This is a genomic window from Stenotrophomonas maltophilia (genome assembly GCF_900186865.1).
Classification (GTDB): Bacteria; Pseudomonadota; Gammaproteobacteria; order Xanthomonadales; family Xanthomonadaceae; genus Stenotrophomonas; species Stenotrophomonas maltophilia.
Genome location: NZ_LT906480.1, coordinates 1,061,195 through 1,080,833 on the forward strand (window position 1 = coordinate 1,061,195; position 19,639 = coordinate 1,080,833).

Sequence of the window (19,639 nt, forward strand, 5' to 3'; positions counted from 1 at the left end):
TGTTTCCGCATCGGGAGCCGGGGTGGGCCGCATTGTCTCCAAAAAACCTGCCAGCTGTGCCATCCGGTCTTTTCATGGAGATTTACCGATGAACCGCATTTACCGTCTGGTTTTCAATCGTGCCCTTGGGGTAATGCAGGTTGCTTCGGAGGTCGCCCGGAATCCCGGCGGAAGCGCGGTCAGCGCAGGGCGGGTGCCGCGATTGCGGGCGCATCAGCTGGCGGTGGCACTGGCGGCCACGCTGGCCAGTGGATCGGCGCTCGCAGCGTGCAACACGGTGGGCGCAGTCGTTACCTGCGACCCCGGCACTACGGTCAACAACTACAGCAACGGGACTTCCGGCATCACGCTGAATGTCCTGGCAGGAGCCACGCTACGCACGCCTCCGGTTGTAGGCGGCGGTAATGCAGCGACGTTGAGCGGCGACAACGTGACGGTCAACAACAGTGGCACGATCGATCCGAGCTCGATCATCCTCGCCTCGCCCGGCCTGGTCGTCGGCAATGGTTCGGCCAACAACAGCGCGATCGTCGTCAACAACAATGCCGGCGGGCAGATAAAGGGTGTCGTCAACATCGCAACGCTGCTGGGGTTTGGTGGCCAGGCGCTGGTGGCCCAGAATGTCAATGGCACCACCACCATCAACAACGCCGGTCTGATCAGCACGTCGTTGATCGGCGTTGGTAGTGTGTCCGACGCGACCACGGTGGTGACCTATGGTGGCGGGGCAGCCAATGTGACCAACACCGGCACCATCGACGGGCGGGTCGGCCTGGGAGCCTCGTTAGCCGCGACGGGAAACACCTTCCTCAATGCGGGAACCGTCAATGGCAGCGTGCATCTGGGGGACTCGAGCAACGGCAACACCTTCACTGCTGTGGCCGGATCCAGTGTCTCCAGTAGCACCCTCACCCCTGGCGGCGTGATAACCGGAGGCGGTGTGACCGGCGTAAAAGTCGCCGCTGCGGGAAAGGTCGACGCCGGTACCGGAAGCGGTGCGGCCAACAACGCCCTGGTGCTGCAGAACAGTGCCACGGGGCCGGGGTCGGGTACCGGCGGGGCGCCGACGTCCGTGGACTGGAACGAGTACCTCAATTTCCAGAGGCTGACCATCAACAGCGGTACATGGAACCTGCTGGGTGGCTGGGCTGGGACCGGATCCTTGACGCTCAATGACGGTCTGGTCAACTTCAACAACAACCTCGCGTTTGGCAGCGGCCTGTTCACCGTCAACGGCGGTGCGATCGCGGCCAGTGGTGCAGGCCTGTCGCTGGGCAACAATTTCAGTCTCAATGGTGGGTTGACCCTGGGCGGCGCGCAGGGCTTCGGCTTGAGCGGTGTGCTCTCGGGTGCTGGCGGTCTCACCGTCACCAATACCGGTGTGGTGACACTGGGCGGCGCCAATCTGTTCAGTGGCGGCGTCAACCTCAATGCCGGCGGCCTGCTGCTGGGCAATGCGGGCGCGCTGGGCAGCGGCAACCTGACCGTCGGTGGCAGCGCTTCGCTGGATACGACGGCGGGCTTCACCCTGGGCAACAATCTGGTGATCAATGGCGGGGGCTCGCTGAACCTGCTGGGCAGCAATGCGTTGTCATTGAACGGTTCGATCTCCGGTGCCGGCGACCTGACCAAGAGCGGCGCCGGCACTCTCACCCTGAACGGCGCCAATGCGCTGACCGGCAGTTTCAACCTGGCCGGAGGCGCGTTGGCGCTGGGCGCGGGTGGCAGCCTGTCGCCCACCGGTGCGATCACGCTGGGCGTTGGTACCAGCCTCGATCTTTCAGCGGCGACCAACCAGACCATCGGCTCGCTGGCCGGTCTCGGCGGTTCGGTCAATCTCGGCAGCCACACGCTGACCCTGGGTGGGCTGGGCAATACCAGCTACAGCGGCACGTTCGCCGCAGGCACCGGTGGCCTGATCAAGCTCGGTACCGGCGTGCAGACCCTGTCCGGCGTCAACAACCTCAGCGGCGGTGTTGCGCTCAACGCCGGCGGCTTGTTGCTGGGCAATGCGGCCGCGTTGGGCAGCGGCACGCTGTCCGTCGGCGGCAATGCCACGCTGGATGGCACGACCGGGTTGGCGTTGACCAATGCCGTCAACCTCGGTGCCGGGGCCAGCCTGAATCTGCTGGGCAACCAGGCGCTCACATTCAACGGCGTGATCGGTGGCGCTGGTGGCCTGATCAAGAATGGCGCGGCAACCCTGACGCTCAACGGCGCCAATACGTTCGGCGGCGGTCTGGCGCTCAATGCCGGCAGCCTGGTGCTGGGCAACGGCGGTGCACTGGGAACCGGGGCGCTGAACGTCGGCGGTGCGGTATCGCTCGACGCCAGCGCCGGCCTCACCGTGGGCAATGGCATCACGCTTGGCGCCGGTGGTTCGCTCGATGTGCTGGGCTCGAATGCGCTGACGCTGGGCGGTGTCATCGGCGGGAGCGGCAGCCTGGTCAAGAACGGCGCCTCCACGCTGACGCTGGGCGGCGCGAACACGTTCACCGGTGGGCTGGCGGTGAATGCCGGAACGGTGTCATTGGCCAGTGGTGGCAGCCTGGCGGCGACCGGCGCGGTCAGCCTGGCCGGCGCTGGCAGCGCACTGGATATCTCGCTGGGTGGCAACCAGACCATCGGTGCGTTGTCCGGCGTGGCTGGCAGCACCCTGTCGCTGGGCAGCAGCACGCTGACCTTCGGTGATGCCACCAACCAGACCTTCGCCGGCGTGATCGGCGGCACCGGTGGCCTGATCAAGCAGGGCACCGGCGTGCAGACGCTGACCAGCGCCAGCACCTTCAGCGGTGGGGTGAATCTTGCCGCCGGTGGCCTGGTGCTGGGCAACGCCGGTGCGCTGGGAAGCGGTGCGCTGACCGTCAGTGGCAACGGTTCGCTGGACGCCACTGCTGCACTGAACCTGGGCAATGCGATCAACCTCGGCGCGGCGTTGACCCTGCCGGGCAGCCAGAACCTGGCCCTGGCCGGCAACGTCACCGGCACCGGCAGCCTGGTCAAGAATGGCGCGTCGACACTGACCTTGAACGGTACCAACACCTTCAGCGGTGGACTGAGCGCAAACGCCGGCAGTCTGCTGCTGGGCAACAGTGGCGCACTCGGTACGGGAGTATTGGGCATTGGCGGCAGCGTCTCGCTCGATGGCGGTGCCCCGCTGAACCTGGCCAACAATGTGTCCCTGGGCGCGGGTGCCGCGCTGTCGCTGCCGGGCTCGCAGGCGATCACGCTGGGTGGCGTGGTGTCCGGTGCCGGCAGGCTGGTCAAGAATGGTGCCACCACGTTGACCCTCAACGGCGCCAACAGCTTCGGTGGTGGGCTGACCGTCAACGGCGGCGGCGTGTTCCTGGGGAACGCCGGCGCACTGGGCACCGGTGCACTGTCGGTGGGCGCCAATGCCACGCTGGACAGTTCAGTAGCGCTGAACCTCGCCAACGACCTCAACCTTGGGGCGGGCGCGGCGCTGGATCTGCTGGGCAGCCAGAACGTGTCGCTGGGCGGTCTCATCAGTGGTACTGGCAGCCTGGTCAAGAACGGTACGGCGACGCTGGCGTTGAACGGCGTCAATACGTTCAGCGGGGGCGTCGGCCTCAACGCGGGCCTGCTGCAGCTGGGCAATGCGCAGGCGCTGGGTACCGGCCAGCTGGACGTGGGCGGCAACGCTTCGCTGGAGGCCACAACGGCGCTGGCGCTGGGCAACACCATCGGTCTCGCTGCCGGTGCCAACCTTTCCGTGCTGGGCAACAATGACCTGACGCTGGCCGGTCCGGTATTCGGTGCCGGTGGGCTGATCAAGGACGGCACGGCGCGGTTGACGTTGTCGGGCGCCAATACCTACAACGGAGGCACCACCATCAACGCCGGCACGCTGGCGCTGGGCGCAGGCGGCAGTCTCGCCGCAGCCGGTGCGGTGAATCTTGCCGTTGCGGGCGCGACACTGGACATCTCCGCAGCCGGTGCGGCACAGACCATCGGCGCGTTGAATGGCGTGGCGGGCAGCCAGCTGGCGCTGGGCGCGCAGTCGCTGACCTTTGGCGGTGCCAGCAATGGCAGCTTTGCCGGTGTGATCGGTGGAACCGGTGGCCTGGTCAAGACCGGCACGGGCGTGCAGACGCTGTCCGGTGCAAACACGTTCAGTGGTGGCCTTGCGCTCAACGCGGGCGGGTTGGTACTGGGCGATGCAGGTGCGCTTGGTACCGGTGCGCTGGGTATTGGCGGCACCACCACGCTGGACAGCACGGTGGCATTGAATCTGGCCAACGCGGTGAACTTCGGTGCCGGCACCCAGCTCACCCTGGGCGGAACCAGTGACGTTGCATTCGGAGGCGTGCTGAGCGGCAACGGCAGCCTGGTCAAGAATGGTGCGGGCCTGCTGACCCTCAACAACACCAACACCTTCGGTGGCGGCCTGACCTTGAACGGTGGTGGCCTGGTGGTCGGCGCGAATGGTGCGCTCGGTACCGGTGCGCTGGCGGTCAATGCCAGCACCACGCTGGATGCAGGCACTGCAGTGACGCTCGGCAATGCGGTCACGCTGGGCTCGGGCGTCGCACTCACGCTGCCCGGCAGCAATGCGCTGACGCTGTCGGGCGTGGTAGGCGGCAATGGCAGCCTGATCAAGAATGGCGGCACCACGTTGACGCTGTCCGGTGCCAACACCTACACCGGCGGTACCACCATCAACGCCGGCACGCTGGCGTTGGGCACGGGTGGCAGTCTCGCCGCAGTCGGTGATGTCACGTTGGGCGCAGGCGCAGGCTTCGATATCTCCGGTGCCGGCGGCAACCAGACCATCGGCGCGCTCAACGGCGCGGGCGGCAGCACGCTGACGCTGGGCGGCAATTCGTTGACCTTCGGTACCGCCGGCAACGCCGCGTTCGATGGCGTGATCAGCGGCGGTGGTGGCCTGGTCAAGGTGGGCGCGGGCGTACAGACCTTGTCCGGCGCCAATACCTTCGGTGGCGGCGTGACGCTCAATGCAGGCGGACTGGTGCTCGGCAATGATGCGGCGCTGGGCACGGGCGCATTGATCGTCGGTGGTGCTGCCACGCTGGATACCACCGGCCTGGCAACGCTGGCCAACAACATTGCGCTCAATGCCGGGCTGACCGTAATCGGGACCAATGCACTGACGCTCAACGGCGTCCTTTCCGGGGCCGGTAGCCTGACCAAGAATGGCAGCGCGACGCTGACGTTGAATGGCGCCAACACCTACACCGGTGGCACCAACATCAACGCCGGCACGCTGGCGCTGGGGGCCGGTGCCAGCCTGGCCGCGAGCGGTACCGTCAATCTTGCCACCGGCGCCACGCTGGACCTGTCGGCCGGCAGTGGCACGCAGCAGTTCGACACGCTGGTCGGCAACGGTACGGTGAACCTCGGTGCCAACTCGATCGAAGTGGGCGGCGCCACCGATGGCACCTTCAGTGGCTCGATCGCAGGCACCGGTGGCCTGACCAAGGTCGGTGCCGGCATCGAGACGCTGACCGGTGCCAACACCTACACCGGCGGCACTTTCATCAACGCCGGTACCCTGGCGATCGGCCCCGGCGGCAGTCTGGCCGCGACCGGTGCGGTGACGCTCACTGCGGCAGGCACAGGCTTCGATATCTCCACTGCCGGCGCCAACCAGACCATCGGGGCGTTGAACGGCGTGGCGGGTTCGACGGTGAGCCTGGGGGCACAGACACTGACCCTGGGCGGCGTTGGCAACAGCATCTTCGATGGCGCGATCTCCGGCACCGGCGGCCTGGTCAAGAACGGCGCCGGCAGCCTCACGCTGGGCGGTGCCAACCTGTTCAGCGGTGGCGTCGCGCTCAATGGCGGCGCATTGGTGGTCGGCAACAACGCTGCGCTCGGCAGCGGTGCGCTGACGGTGGGAAGCAACGCGACGCTGGATGCATCCACCGTCGTCAGCCTGGCCAACAGCATCAACCTCGCATCGGGTGCCAACCTCGATCTGCTTGGCAGCCAGGCGCTGACCCTGGGCGGCGTAATCTCCGGCACGGGCGGGCTGATCAAGGACGGTGCGGCCACGGTGACCCTGAGCGGCGCCAACACCTACACCGGTGGCACCACCATCAACAGCGGCACGCTGGCGATCGGCGCTGGTGGCAGCCTCGCCGCGGCCGGCGCAGTGAACCTGGCCGGTGCCGGCACGTTCGACATTTCGGCGGGCAACCAGGCCATCGGTTCGCTGGCCGGCGTCGCCGGCAGTACGGTGGCGCTGGGCGGCAGCACGCTGACCCTGGGCGGCACCGTGGACAGCACCTTCAGCGGTGCGATCAGTGGCAACGGCGGCCTGGTCAAGAACGGCGCAGGCGTGCAGACGCTCAACGGCGCCAGCACCTTCAGCGGCGGCGTAGCGCTCAACGCCGGTGGCCTGGTGGTCGGCAACAATGCTGCGTTGGGTACCGGTGCGGTGACGGTCGGAGGCGCTGCGACGCTCGATTCGAACACGGCGGTCACCCTCGCCAACAACTTCACCCTCAACAACGCGTTGACCGTCCTCGGCAGCAACAACCTCACCCTCAACGGCATCCTCAGTGGTACCGGCTCACTGACCAAGGAGGGTGCCGCGACGCTGACCTTGAATGGTGCCAACACCTATACCGGCGGTACTTTCATCAACGCCGGCACCCTGGCACTGGGTGCTGGCGCCAGCCTGGCCTCCTCAGGCACCGTCAACCTGGCCACGGGGGCGACCTTCGATCTGTCAGCAGGCAGCGGCACGCAGCAGTTCGGTACCCTGATCGGCAGCGGTACAGTGAATCTGGGCGCCAACACGCTGACGATCGGAGGCCCTGCCAATGGCACCTTCAGTGGCTCGGTGGCCGGCTCCGGTGGCCTGATCAAGGAAGGTTCGGGCACCCAGACGTTGACCGGCACCAACACCTTCACCGGTGGCACCACCATCAACGCCGGCACGCTGGCGATCGGTGCCGGCGGCAGCCTCGCGGCGACTGGTGCGGTGAACCTGGCCAATGCCGGTACCGCCTTCGACATCAGCGCGGGTGGTGCGCAGGCGATCGGTTCGCTGGCAGGCGTGGCGGGTTCGACCGTGGCGCTGGGCGGCAGCACGCTGACCCTCAATGGCGTGGGCAATACCACCTTCGCCGGCACCATCGGAGGGGCCGGTGGCCTGGTAAAGAACGGCGCAGGCATCCAGGGCTTGACGGGCGTCAACGTCTTCACGGGCGGCGTGACCCTCAATGCCGGTGGCCTGCTGCTGGGCAACGGCGGTTCGCTGGGCATCGGCGCGCTGACCGTAGGCGGCAACGCCAGCCTGGATGGCACCAGTGCGCTGACTCTGGCCAACACCGTGCAGCTGGCCAGCGGCACGCTGACTCTGGCCGGCAGCAACGCGCTGACCTTGAACGGACCGATCAGCGGTGCCGGTGGCCTGCTGAAGGATGGCGCGGCGACGGTCACCCTGGGCGGTGCCAGCAGCTATACCGGCACCACCACCATCAACAGCGGCACGCTGGCGGTAGCAGCCGGCGGCAGCCTGTCCGGTGCCAGCACGGTCAACCTGGCCGGTGCTGGCACACTGGATATCAGCGCCGGTGGCAACCAGAGCATCGGCGGCCTGGCCGGTGTGGCCGGCAGCACGGTGGCGCTGGGAGGCGCAACGCTGACTACCGGCGGCAACAACGCCAGCACCGTGTTCGCTGGCGTCCTCAGTGGCACCGGCGGCCTGGTGCAGGGAGGTACCGGTACGCTGACCCTGAGCGGCGACAACACCTATACCGGCGGTACCACCATCAACGGTGGCAGCACCCTGCAGATCGGCAACGGTGGCAGCACCGGTTCGGTGCTGGGCGACATCACCAACAATGGCAGCCTGGTCTACAACCTCGGCACCACGGCAACCGTGGGTGCGGTGGTCAGTGGCAATGGCGGTCTGGCCCAGGCCGGCAGCGGCACGCTGGTGCTGACCGGCAATAACACCTACACAGGAGGGACCACCATCAATGCCGGCGGCACGCTGCAGATCGGCAACGGTGGTGCGACCGGTGCGATCGTCGGCGACATCACCAACAACGGCGCGCTGGTGTCCAACGTGGCCGGCAACACCACGCTCGGTGGCACCATCAGCGGCAGTGGCGGCCTGACCCAGGCCGGCAGCGGCACGCTGGTGCTGACCGGCAACAACACCTATACCGGCGGCACCACCATCAATGCCGGTGGCACCCTGCAGGTGGGCAATGGCGGTGCAACCGGTGCGATCACCGGCAACGTTGCCAACAACGGCAGCCTGGTATTCAACGTGGGCGGCAACACCACGGTCGGTGGCGCGATCAGCGGCAGCGGTGGCCTGACCCAGGCCGGCAGCGGCGTGCTGACCCTGGTCGGCAACAACACCTATACCGGTGGCACCACGATCAATACCGGCGGTACGCTGCAGGTCGGCAACGGCGGGGCAACCGGCGCCATCGCTGGAGACATCACCAACAATGGCGCGTTGATCTCCAACGTGGCCGGCAACACGCAGCTGGGCGGCACCATCAGCGGTACGGGTGGCCTGACCCAGGCGGGCAGTGGGTCGCTGGTGCTGACCGGCACCAACACCTACACCGGGGGTACCACCATCAACGCCGGCGGCACGCTGCAGCTGGGCAATGGCGGCGCGACCGGCTCGATCATTGGCGATGTCACCAACAACGGCACGCTGCTGTCCAACGTGGCCGGCAACACCACGCTGGGTGGCACCATCAGTGGCAGCGGCGGCCTGACCCAGGCCGGCAGCGGCACTCTGACCGTGACCGGCAACAACACCTACACCGGGCCGACCACGATCAATGCAGGCGGCACGCTGCAGGTCGGCAACGGCGGTGCGACCGGCGCGATCGGTGGCAACGTCACCAACAACGGCAACCTGGTGTTCAACGTGGCCGGCAATACCACGGTCGGTGGCGCCATCAGCGGCAGCGGTGGCCTGACCCAGGCCGGCAGCGGCACGTTGATCCTGGGCGGCAACAACACCTATACCGGTGGCACCACCATCAATACCGGCGGCACGTTGCAGGTCGGCAATGGCGGCGCCAGCGGTGCGATCGCCGGCAACGTCAGCAACAACGGCAGCCTGGTGTTCAACGTGGGCGGCAACACCACCGTCGGAGGCACCATCAGCGGCAATGGTGGCCTGACCCAGGCCGGCACCGGAACGGTCACCCTGACCGGCAACAACACCTACACCGGCGGCACCACCATCAATGCCGGCGGCACCGTGCAGGTCGGCAATGGCGGCGCCAGCGGCTCGATCACCGGCAATATCACCAACAACGGTGGCCTGGTCATCAACACCGGCGGCACCACCACGCTGGGCGGCACCATCAGCGGTGGTGGCAGCATCGTGCAGGCAGGCCCGGGCGGCCTGAACCTGGGCGGCAACAGCGGCGGCTTCAGCGGCACCGGCCAGGTCACCGGGGGTGGCCTGAATGTCACCGGCAACATCGGTGGCCAGTGGACCATCGGCAGCGGTACCACGCTGTCCGGTACCGGGACCATCGGTGGCACGGGTGGCGGCGTGACGGTGTCCAGCGGCGGCGTGCTGTCGCCGGGCAATGGCCCGGGCAACGGCAGTGGTGCAGGCAATGGCACCGGCACGATCACGGTGGGCGGCAACCTGACGTTGTCGCCGGGCAGCACGCTGGGCGTCGATCTGGGTGCCAGCGGCAGCGACACGGTGCAGGTGGGCGGCAGCGCCAACGTGGGTGGCAGTACCGTGCAGGTGAACACGATTTCGCCGAGTACCAGCTACCAGCAGGGCCAGCAGTACACGGTGGTCAATGCGGGCGGTGGCGTGAGTGGGCAGTTCGCTTCGGCGACCTCGCCGTCGGCCTTCCTGACCATCACCCCGGTCTATACCGCCAACACGGCCAACCTGCAGATCGACGTGGCGCAGACCGCGGCATTCACCACGGCGGCGAAGACGCGCAACCAGTACAACACCGCTGCAGCGCTGGACAGCCTGCCGCAGAGTGGTCCGGCACTGGGCCTGTACAACACGCTGCTGATGTATGACGCGGGTACCGCGCGTGCGGCGTTCGACCAGTTGTCCGGCGAGGTGCATGCGGCCAGCCGTGCGGTGCTGCTGTACGACAACTACCTGGAAGAGGGCATCCGCCAGCGTCTCGGCAGCGAACTGCCGACCGTGCGTGGCGAGCGTGCCTCGGCCTGGCTGGCCGGCAGCGGCAAGGTGTTCCGCCAGGACGGTGACGGCAACGGCGATGACATCCGCTCCAACCGCAATGCACTGATGGCGGGCGTGGACTGGCAGCTGGGCGAACACGTGGTGCTGGGTGCGGCCGCAGGCAACGAGCGGCTGGATACGCGCCTGTACGATCGCAGCTCGCGGGCCCGCCTGCGCGGCAACACGTTCGGCCTGTATGCGCAGGGCCAGTGGAACAACGGCTTTGCGGTCGGTGGCAGCGTATCGCGCGGTGACTACCGCACGCGTACCACGCGTGAGGTGCCGCTGCTGGGCCAGACCCTGTACAGCCGCCAGGACTCGGATGTGACCATCGCGCAGGTGGAGGGTAGCTGGACCTGGACCCATGGCAGGACCCAACTGCAGCCGTATGTGCAGTTCACCAGGCACTGGGTCGACAGTGATCGTGCGGTGGAGCAGGGCGGCACGGCTGCGCTGGTGCTGGAAGGCGGCAAGGACACGCTCAATGTCAGCACCGTGGGCGTGCGCGGCCGTTGGGATGTGGGCAGCGGCGAGCGCTTCCCGGCGCAGCTGACGGTTGGCCTGGGCTGGCAGCATGCATCGGGTGATACCGATGTGGCCAGCCGCAACCGCTTCGCGGTGGGCGGCAATGCCTTCGACGTCTACAGCGCGGTGATGGCACGCAATGCGCTGGTCAGTCAGGTGGGCGTGGCGGTGGGCCTCGGCCGCAACAGCCAGCTGTCGATGTTCGTGCAGGGCCAGCACGGCGATGGCCGCCGCGACGTGGGCGGGCAGATCAACCTGCGTGTGGGCTTCTGAGGAGAGTGGGGCGACGTTGGATCCACGCCTGCGTGGATCCAGGGCGGTGCGGAGGGCTAGACCCTCCGCTCCATCTCCACGGCATCGATCCCGGCGCCGTGGCCATTGGAAACGATCCGCGTCACCTGGAAGCCCAGGCCAGCATAGAAGCCCTGGGTGTGCTGGCTGGTACTGAGCGTGATGCGCTTGATCGAGGGATCCGCTTCGGCCTGGCGCAGGCGTGCCAGCGCCAGTTCCCGGCCAAGTCCATGGCGGTGCAGCGCGCGCTGTACCATGCCCCAGCAGAAACCGGCACTGCCGTCGCCGCGTCGCGACAGGCCGCCGCACGCCACGATGCTGCCATCTCGTTCGATGACCTGGAATGCACAGTCCGTGGCCTGTTCGCGCAGGAAGCGTTCGAAGTCGCCGCGTTCTTCCGGCGCGAAGAATGTGGGTACGTTGCTGTCGAAGATCGACAGGCAGGCGCTGGCATCGGCGGGGCGGTAGAGGCGGAGGTTCATGGAAAATGCCTTGGCGTTGCCCGGGCGCATTTCAACCGTCCAGACGTTGTCCTTCTCAAGGGGGTATCGCACGACGAGGCCGCAGGGGCGCCGAAGTGCTCCAAGGTACATGGAGCGGAGTCGATCTTCTCACGGATGATTTCGCCCACCTCGAATGACTGTGCGGAACACAGGCGCCTGCACCAGGCGGGTGCGTCAGTGGCGAGGCGCATGCGGCCGCGATGGCATGCAGCGGGGCGCGGCGGCTCTTGGGCTATGCTTTCGACACGTGGGACTGACCGCGCGGCAGGATCCGCCGGCCCCATTCGTCTTCCTGCCTGCAACGGAGCTGCCCAGCGATGCCCGACCCTTCTCTTTCCCGGACTGCCCAGGTCATGCGCGGTCTGCTGTTTGGCGCGGTGGGGCTGTTGATCCTTGCCGTGGCCGCCTTCGAAGTGACGCATCGCCTTGAGTTCCTGCAGATCGCGCAGGCCGTCGATGGCCAGGTCGAGCGCCTGAACGCGGGCGGATCGCATCCGCAGATTGCGTTCACCACCGCGACCGGCCAACACGTCTCTTACCCGCAGGGTGGCATGATCTTCGGCTATGAGCCTGGACAGCCGGTACGCGTGCTGTACGATCCGGCGCAACCGCGCCTGGAGCCGGTCCTGGATACGTTCGGTGCGCTGTGGGGAATGACGGTCGTGTGGATGCTGCTGGGGCTGGCGTTCGTCGGCGTCTGCGTGCGGGGACTGCTCCGGCGCAGGTGACTCGCAGCGGATCGCGCGCTGTCGACGGGCGAACCGTTGGACCTGTCCCTGGCGGCAGGGCCTGTTCAGTTCGGTAGTACCTACCGCGCTTCCCGCCAGCCAAATAAAAAAGCCGCCCAGTGGGCGGCTTCTTCATTTATCTGGCGGAGAGAGGGGGATTCGAACCCCCGAAGCGCGGTTTAGACGCTTACACACTTTCCAGGCGTGCTCCTTCAACCACTCGGACACCTCTCCGGATCCCTGCCATCGGCAAACGCCTCAGCAGGGGCGCAGATTCTAGCGGGCTGCGCGGCACTTCACAAGCACCCCGGCCAGGAACCCGCGAAAGATGTGCCGGAGGCGAGGGGGGCTGGACAGGCATGGCACAATGGAACATCCGATGGAAAACGGTGGCCTGATGTCCTATCTCGTCCTTGCCCGCAAGTGGCGTCCAAAGCGTTTTGCCGAGCTGGTGGGCCAGGAACACGTGGTCCGTGCGCTCAGCAACGCACTGGACAGCGGCCGGGTCCACCATGCGTTCCTGTTCACCGGCACCCGCGGCGTGGGCAAGACCACCATCGCGCGCATCTTCGCCAAGTCGCTGAACTGCGAACAGGGCACCAGTGCCGATCCCTGCGGCCAGTGTGCAGCCTGCCTGGATATCGACGCCGGCCGCTACATCGACCTGCTGGAAATCGACGCCGCGTCCAACACCGGCGTGGACGACGTGCGCGAGGTGATCGAGAACGCGCAGTACATGCCTTCGCGTGGCAAGTACAAGGTCTACCTGATCGACGAAGTGCACATGCTGTCCAAGGCGGCGTTCAATGCGCTGCTGAAGACGCTGGAAGAGCCGCCGGAGCACGTGAAGTTCCTGCTGGCCACCACCGATCCGCAGAAGCTGCCGGTCACCGTGCTCAGCCGCTGCCTGCAGTTCAACCTCAAGCGCCTGGACGAGGACCAGATCCAGGGCCAGATGACCCGCATTCTGGCGGCCGAGGAGATCGAGGCCGACGGCAGTGCCATCGTGCAGCTGGCCAAGGCCGCTGATGGCAGCCTGCGGGACGGCCTGTCGCTGCTGGACCAGGCGATTGCCTATGCCGGCGGCGCACTGCGCGAGGACGTGGTACGCACCATGCTGGGCACGGTCGACCGCACCCAGGTGGCGGCGATGCTCGATGCGCTGGCTGACGGCGATGGCCCGCGCCTGCTGCAGGTGGTGGCCGCGCTGGCCGAATTCTCGCCGGACTGGAGTGGCGTGCTGGAAGCGCTGGCCGAAGGCCTGCACCGCATCCAGGTGCAGCAGCTGGTACCGGGTGCGGCCGTTGCCGAAGGCCTGGATGCCGCCGCATTCGCCGAGCGCCTGCGCCCGGAAGTGGTGCAGCTCTGGTACCAGATGGCCTTGAACGGCCGTCGTGACCTGCCGATGGCGCCGAGCCCGCGCGCGGGCTTCGAGATGGCCGTGCTGCGCATGCTGGCGTTCCGCCCGCCCGCGGCGGTCCCGCCGGTGCCGAAGTCGGTGGAGGGGGCAGGCAATGCGCCGGGTGGCAATGCTGCCGGTGGTGGCACCGGTGCGGGTACCCACGAAGCGACGCCGGCGACTGCCGCCGCTTCGGCAAGCCCGGCCGTGGTGGCGCAGGTGGCCGCTCCGGTGCAGGCCGCGCCGCGCGAACCTGAACCCGAACCTGAGCCGGCCCCGCAACCCGAACCGGACCCGGACCCGGACCCGACGCCGGAGCCCGAGCCGGTTCCGGTGGAAGAGCCGGTGTCACCGCCGCCGGTGAAGGCCGAAGCAGCGGCGCCGCCGTCCGTTGAAACAGAAGCGGGCGACGACCTGCCGCCGTGGGCCACCGACGAAGCCGAGGCACGTGACGAGGCGCTGGCGGCCGAGATAGCTGGGCCGGAAGCTGCCATGGTGGCGCCCTGGCATGAGCCGCCGGCTCCCGTCGCGGCTCCCAGCGAGCCTGCACCGCCCGCACGCCCGTTCCGCACGGAAGGCATTGCCATCGCGCCGGTCGAGCCGGCGCCAGTGCAGGAGAACGCGCCGCTGGAAGGTGTCAGCGACCTGGCCAGCGCCGAGGACTGGCTGGATCTGGTCGCCAACAGTGGCCTGAGCGGCCCGTCGCGGCAGCTGGCCGCCAACGCTGCCTTCATCAGTTGCCAGCACGGGACCTTGAAACTGGGCCTTTCGCCCGGATTTGAATACCTGCGCTCGGAGCGCGCGCTGGCCGCCCTGGGCGAGATGCTGGAGAAGGCCCTCGGCCAGGCGCCGAAGATCGTGGTCGAGACCGTGGAAACCGAACACGTTCCGGCCGAGACTCTGCACCAGCGTGCCGACCGCCAGCGTAGTGAGCGGCAGCAGGTGGCAGAGGCCGTTTTCATGGACGACCCGGAAGTGCAGGTGCTGATCCAACAGCACGGTGCCCGGGTTGTTTCCGATTCCATCCGTTCTTTTGACGAGTAAGACACCATGCGCGGAAACATCGCCCAACTGATGCAGCAGGCCCAGAAGATGCAGGAAAACCTGCAGAAGGCCCAGGAAGAAATCGCCAAGATCGAAGTGACCGGCAGCGCCGGCGGCGGCATGGTCAGCGTGACCCTGACCGGTGCCAAGGAATGCCGCAAGGTGCGCATCGATCCGTCGCTGACCAGCGACCCGGAGATGCTGGAAGACCTGATCGCCGCCGCCTTCAATGATGCCTCGAACAAGATCGATGCCGAGTCGAAGTCGAAGATGGGGTCGGCCACCGCCGGCATGCAGCTGCCGCCGGGCATGAAGCTGCCGTTCTGATTTCCCAAGGGGCGCCTGCCGCTGCGGGTGCCCGCTCCAACCCTCGGTCGAGCATGGCTCGACTCTACAGACAGCTGTCGAGCGTGCTCGACGCCATGAAAGCATGCCGCCGTGTCCGCACCCCTGCTTGAACAATTGATCGACGCGTTGCGGGTGCTGCCTGGTGTCGGCCAGAAGACTGCGCAGCGCATGGCCTATCACCTGCTCGAGCGCGAGCGCGAAGGTGGCCAGCGTCTGGCCGAGACACTGGCATTGGCGGTGGAGCGAATCGGCCACTGCCTGCAGTGCCGCGATTTCAGCGAAACCGAGCTGTGCCCGACCTGTGCCAACGGCAGCCGCGAGCGCAGCCAGCTGTGCGTGGTCGAATCGCCGGCCGACCGCCTGGCCATCGAGAACGCCACCGGCTTCCGCGGTGTCTACTTCGTGCTGCAGGGGCGGCTGTCGCCGCTCGATGGCATCGGCCCGCGCGAGCTGGGCCTGGAGCAATTGGAGCGACGGTTGGCCGAAGGCGAGGTGCAGGAGCTGATCATCGCCACCAGCGCCACTGTCGAGGGCGAGGCCACCGCGCACTACCTGGCGCAGCTGGCGCGCGCACGCAAGGTGCAGCCGAGCCGTTTGGCGCAGGGCCTGCCACTTGGCGGTGAACTCGAATACGTCGATCGCGGCACGCTCTCGCACGCGTTCGGAACGCGCAGCGAATTCCGCGATTGAATGCCGGCCGGGCATCCCCCGGCGCGGCCGGCCTACAATGCGGATGACATCCCCGCCGAGGCCGACCATGAGCAACGAAACCCTCTTCAGCAAGATCATCCGTCGCGAGATCCCGGCCACCATCGTCTACGAGGATGACGAGGTGCTGGGCTTCAAGGACATCGCACCGCAGGCACCGGTGCACGTGCTGTTCATTCCGAAGAACGAGATCATTCCGACCCTGGATGACCTGCAGCCGTCGCAGGCGCACCTGATCGGCAAGCTGGCGCTGGCTGCCGCCGAGTACGCGCGCCGCGAGGGCTTCGCACAGGACGGCTACCGCATCGTGATGAACTGCCGCGAGCATGCCGGGCAGACCGTGTTCCATATCCACATGCACCTGCTGGCCGGTGCGCCGCTGGGGCATTTCGGTGCGCCTGGGCGTTGAAGCCCCTGTCCACGCCATGCGCGGATGAAAAAGGCCGCCCGAGGGCGGCCTTTTCCGTCATGCCTGTGCGGTGACGATCACCACCAGCCCCAGCGACCATAGCCGCCCCAGTACGGACCATACGGGCCCGGGCCCCACGGGCCATAGGGGTAGGGCACCACGTCGACCTGGCGCTGTTCCGGCCACAGGTAGATCACATCGGCCGACAGCTTGGGCAGGCGGTAGTCGTACTCGCCGATGCGGGTGTTCTGGTAGCCGTCGATCTTGCCGATGAAAGTCACGTCACGACCGGCTTCGAACACGGCCGGGTCGTAGAAGCCGGCACGGCAGGCGATGAAGCGGCCGTCGCTGGCGTCGGACGAGGTGGTGTTCGGACGGCCACTGCCATTGAGCGGGCGCGAGATGATCTGGAAGCAGGTCTCGCCCTGGCCGGGCTTGGTTTCGATGATGCGACCGCCCCAACGGACCGGCGTGCCGACCTGCTGGGTAGCGACCGAGTCGCGCGGGGAGACCAGGCTGAACTGTCCCTGCAGCGGCTTGGGGGCCGTGGCGCAGGCCGACAGGGCCAGCGTGGCCACAGCGGTGAGAAGGAACTTGGTGTTCATGGGGAGGCTCCGGAAGTCGGGCGATGCCTGCGCAGGTCCCGCAATAATGAAGCGAGGTCGGTGCAAGTTCCAGCGTAACGCGCGTCGGCGAAACGCTGGCTGAGTGCGAGCAGGGCCGGGTCAGGGCGCTGCCGGTGCACCCGCTGGGCCCAGTCCTGTGCGGTTTCGTGCGGTTCACGGGCCAGGCCGAGGCGGGCGTAGCGCCGTCCGAGCCGGTGCCAGGCGCGCAGCAGCGGGTCGCGTTCGCGCTCGCCACGGGCCAGCAGCCAGGCCATCCACGCCAAGGCCAGCATCGTTGCCACCACGAAGCCAGCGACAAGTTGCGTGGGGCCCAGATCATCCAGCCCGAACGGCGTGAGCAGTTGCTGCTGGCGGCGTGCATCGAATGACAGCACCAGGTCGTTCCAGCCGCGGCGCAGCCAGTCGCCCATCTGCTCCAGCTGCTGCCAGCGTTGCTGCAGTGGCGTGTCCGTACCGGCCTGCAGGCGGTCGTCCAGTGTGTCCAGGATGCGTTCCGGTGCCACGGCTGCGGTTGGGTCAACCCGTACCCAGCCGCGCTGCGGCAGCCATACCTCGGCCCAGGCATGGGCGTCCATCCGCCGCACGATCCAGTAGTCGCCAAGGCGGTTGTAGGTGCCGCCGGCAAAGCCGGTCACCACCCGTGCCGGGACGCCGGCGTTGCGCATCAACACCACGAAGGCCGAGCTGAAGTGTTCACAGAAGCCGGCCTTGTAGCCGAACAGGAACTCGTCGATCGGGTCGCGCCCTGCCGCAGGGGTGTCCAGCGTGTACGAGAAGTCGGTGGTGATCCACTGCAGCGCGCGGCGCACGATAGCCTCGTCATCGCTGCCAGCCTGCTGCCGCCATTGCTGCGCCAACGTGGCGGTGCGCGGGTTGAAGCCACTGGGCAACTGCAGCGCGGCCCGTCGCAGATAGGGTGACAGCGTGCTGTCGAAGCGTTGTGGTGGCGCCGAATGCAACCGCCAGCGGCTCAGCGACGCCAGTGACCGCTCGCTGCTCAGGCTCATGTCCGCATCCAGCGTGCTGCCTGCAGGCGCGCGGCTGGGCAGGTCCAGTGCCACCAGCTGGCGACGGTCGGTGGGTTCGTAGTCGATCTGGTAGTCCCAGCCCTGCGTGCCGGCCTCGACCACGGCCGCCGACCGTCGCTCGCTGGCGCGGTCACGTGTCCAGCGCCGGCCATCGAAGGCGGTCAGTACCGGTCCTCGCCAGTAGCGTTGCATCGGCTCGGGTACCGCGCCGAAGAACTGCACGCGCAGCGCCGGGGCATCGTCGGCCATCAGGTCCAGCCACTGGCCGGGCTCCATGCTGTCGGACAACCCCGGCGTACCCACGGCGCGCTCGGGAACACCCCACAGTGGCGTGGCCAGGCGCGGGAACAGCCAGAAGCAGGCCAATGCCAGCGGCAGGCCGATCGCCAGCAGGCGGCCAACGCCGCGCAGCTGCCCTCGCAAGGGCAGCGGCGCGGCGTGGCCTTCATCCCCGGCCAGCCGTTGCAGGGCGAGCAGCGCGCTGATCCCCGCCAGTGCGGCCAACACCGTGGTCAGTGGTCCTTGGTCGAGCAGGAACGCCGCAAACGGGGAAAACAGCGCGAACCCGAGCAGGCTGCGGGCATCGCGCCGGCTGCGCAGTTCGCTGGACTTGATCGCCAGCATCGCTGCCAGCAGGGCGCAACCGGTATCGCGCCCGGGTCGGACCATCCCCATCTGCCAGGCGATGGCACCGAGCATGGCCAGCACCAGCAGCAGGCGCACCGGCATGGGCAGCACCTTCCGCCACGACAGGACCGCAGTCACGAGCGCTGCGGCCGCGATCACGCCCGCCAGCAGGGGCGGCAACTGCAGCAGCAACGGCAACAGCGCCAACGCCGCGCTGGCCAGGGTCCAGTTGCGGGCATTGCGGTCGAGCGCGGGCGTGGTCTCAGTCATGCGGCATCAATGCCAGTGCACGCAGGCACAGGTGGTGGTGGCCGGCGCCCTGGCCTGGCCCGAACGGCGGGTGTGCAGGCAGCAGCAGGGTGTAGCGGCGGCCTTCGCGCTCGGCCATGTCGACCCATCGCGCCAAACGCGCGATGCGTGCTTCATGGCCCAGCGGGGACAGCGTGCGCCAATCGAGGATGACTTCGATGCCAACCGGCTTTTCGTACTCGCGCACCAGCAGGCTGTCGCGGCGTGCCGAGTGCTTCCACGAAATGCTGCGTGGCGCATCGCCCGCACGATAGGGCCGTAGCTGATGCAGTTCCTCGCCACTGGCATGGGCGCGCGTGTGCAGCGGATCGTTGCCGCTTTCCGGCAGTGCAGGGGCCAGCGCCTCGGGTTGCGGATAGACCAGCAGCGGTTGTTCCGGCCACACCCACGACCATGCCCGCACCAGGCCCAGTGGCTGGGTGGTGGAGAGGCGGATGCGCGGGAGCTCCAGCCAGCCGCGGCGTTCGCTGGGAACGTGCAGCTCCACTTCACCGCGGCCGTGTGCAGGCAGCGAGGTCCAGGCTTCGCTGTCACCCAGCTGCAGGTGCAGGCCGTGGCGTGCGCGCGGATCACGCAGTGACAGGTCCACGCGCAGGCGCAGTGGTTGCCCGGCAGGAACCGGCTCGGCGGAGATCGCGTCGATCTGTACGCCGGACAGCTGCAGGTGCGCGGCGATGGCGCTGGCGATCGCCGCTGCCGCCAGCAGCAGGGCCAGCAGCAACGCCGGGTTGTTGTTGTAGTTCAGTGCGCCCAGCAGCATTGCCGCCAGCAGCGCGGCGACGAACAGGCCGAAGCGGGTGGGCAGTACGTAGATGCGGTGGCGGTCCAGGCGCTGCGGCAGTGCTTCAGGCCTGCGCGGGCGTGCCAGCAGTTGCAGTCGTGCCCAGCGCGTGGCCACC

Annotated in this window: 10 protein-coding genes and 1 tRNA gene; 6 read left to right on the top strand and 5 right to left on the bottom strand. The window is 67.7% G+C overall.

The genetic code is table 11. From position 1 onward, the window contains the following. Positions 1 to 88 precede the first annotated feature (88 nt). Complete coding sequence (locus CKW06_RS05055; RefSeq protein ID WP_038645586.1) at positions 89 to 10,993, top strand: autotransporter-associated beta strand repeat-containing protein; 10,905 nt, start codon at positions 89 to 91, stop codon at positions 10,991 to 10,993. Between the two features lie 56 nt (positions 10,994 to 11,049). Here the strand turns inward: CKW06_RS05055 and CKW06_RS05060 are convergent, their stop codons facing one another. After that, positions 11,050 to 11,493, bottom strand: coding sequence for a GNAT family N-acetyltransferase (locus CKW06_RS05060; RefSeq protein ID WP_024956128.1), 444 nt, complete (start codon positions 11,491 to 11,493; stop codon positions 11,050 to 11,052). A 374-nt stretch (positions 11,494 to 11,867) separates the two neighbouring features. Between CKW06_RS05060 and CKW06_RS05065 the strand changes: the two genes are divergently transcribed. After that, positions 11,868 to 12,242 carry a DUF3592 domain-containing protein gene (locus CKW06_RS05065; protein ID WP_032963083.1) on the top strand — a complete coding sequence of 125 codons (375 nt, stop codon included), beginning with the start codon at positions 11,868 to 11,870 and terminating at the stop codon, positions 12,240 to 12,242. 141 nt (positions 12,243 to 12,383) lie between these two features. Here CKW06_RS05065 and CKW06_RS05070 read toward each other — a convergent pair. Next, positions 12,384 to 12,476: transfer RNA gene (locus CKW06_RS05070), tRNA-Ser, on the bottom strand. Between the two features lie 145 nt (positions 12,477 to 12,621). On the opposite strand from CKW06_RS05070, the gene dnaX reads away from it, so the two are divergent. The 4 genes from dnaX (at position 12,622) to CKW06_RS05090 (ending at position 16,150) form a co-directional block, all read left to right on the top strand. Further along, a complete protein-coding gene (gene dnaX / locus CKW06_RS05075; RefSeq protein ID WP_024956126.1) occupies positions 12,622 to 14,685 on the top strand; it encodes a DNA polymerase III subunit gamma/tau in 2,064 nt (687 codons plus the stop codon). 6 nt (positions 14,686 to 14,691) lie between these two features. Further along, a complete protein-coding gene (locus tag CKW06_RS05080; protein ID WP_005408298.1) occupies positions 14,692 to 15,012 on the top strand; it encodes a YbaB/EbfC family nucleoid-associated protein in 321 nt (106 codons plus the stop codon). A 111-nt stretch (positions 15,013 to 15,123) separates the two neighbouring features. Beyond that, positions 15,124 to 15,723, top strand: a complete 600-nt coding sequence (gene recR / locus CKW06_RS05085) for a recombination mediator RecR (RefSeq protein ID WP_024956125.1) — start codon at positions 15,124 to 15,126, stop codon at positions 15,721 to 15,723. A gap of 67 nt (positions 15,724 to 15,790) precedes the next feature. After that, entirely contained in the window at positions 15,791 to 16,150 is a 360-nt protein-coding gene (locus tag CKW06_RS05090; RefSeq protein WP_005408300.1) for a histidine triad nucleotide-binding protein, read from the top strand. Between the two features lie 77 nt (positions 16,151 to 16,227). On the opposite strand, the gene CKW06_RS05095 is transcribed toward CKW06_RS05090, so the two are convergent. The 3 genes from CKW06_RS05095 to CKW06_RS05105 are packed head-to-tail and all read right to left on the bottom strand — an operon-like array spanning position 16,228 to position 19,638. Beyond that, positions 16,228 to 16,755 (bottom strand): Slp family lipoprotein, encoded by a 528-nt coding sequence (locus tag CKW06_RS05095; RefSeq protein ID WP_005408301.1) that lies wholly within the window; start codon positions 16,753 to 16,755, stop codon positions 16,228 to 16,230. Next, complete coding sequence (locus CKW06_RS05100) at positions 16,752 to 18,701, bottom strand: transglutaminase TgpA family protein (protein WP_024956124.1); 1,950 nt, start codon at positions 18,699 to 18,701, stop codon at positions 16,752 to 16,754. The genes CKW06_RS05095 and CKW06_RS05100 overlap by 4 nt, the downstream gene beginning before the upstream one ends. Continuing rightward, positions 18,694 to 19,638, bottom strand: coding sequence for a DUF58 domain-containing protein (locus CKW06_RS05105; protein ID WP_005408303.1), 945 nt, complete (start codon positions 19,636 to 19,638; stop codon positions 18,694 to 18,696). Before CKW06_RS05105 ends, CKW06_RS05100 begins: the two co-directional genes overlap by 8 nt. Between the last annotated feature and the right edge of the window lies 1 nt (position 19,639).

What these genes read in the sequence shown, in the direction of transcription:
- CKW06_RS05055 (WP_038645586.1), top strand. Translation starts at nt 89, where the DNA reads ATGAACCGCATTTACCGTCTGGTTTTCAATCGTGCCCTTGGGGTAATG.
- CKW06_RS05060 (WP_024956128.1), bottom strand. Translation starts at nt 11,493, where the DNA reads ATGAACCTCCGCCTCTACCGCCCCGCCGATGCCAGCGCCTGCCTGTCG.
- CKW06_RS05065 (WP_032963083.1), top strand. Translation starts at nt 11,868, where the DNA reads ATGCGCGGTCTGCTGTTTGGCGCGGTGGGGCTGTTGATCCTTGCCGTG.
- dnaX (WP_024956126.1), top strand. Translation starts at nt 12,622, where the DNA reads ATGGAAAACGGTGGCCTGATGTCCTATCTCGTCCTTGCCCGCAAGTGG.
- CKW06_RS05080 (WP_005408298.1), top strand. Translation starts at nt 14,692, where the DNA reads ATGCGCGGAAACATCGCCCAACTGATGCAGCAGGCCCAGAAGATGCAG.
- CKW06_RS05090 (WP_005408300.1), top strand. Translation starts at nt 15,791, where the DNA reads ATGAGCAACGAAACCCTCTTCAGCAAGATCATCCGTCGCGAGATCCCG.
- CKW06_RS05095 (WP_005408301.1), bottom strand. Translation starts at nt 16,755, where the DNA reads ATGAACACCAAGTTCCTTCTCACCGCTGTGGCCACGCTGGCCCTGTCG.
- CKW06_RS05100 (WP_024956124.1), bottom strand. Translation starts at nt 18,701, where the DNA reads ATGACTGAGACCACGCCCGCGCTCGACCGCAATGCCCGCAACTGGACC.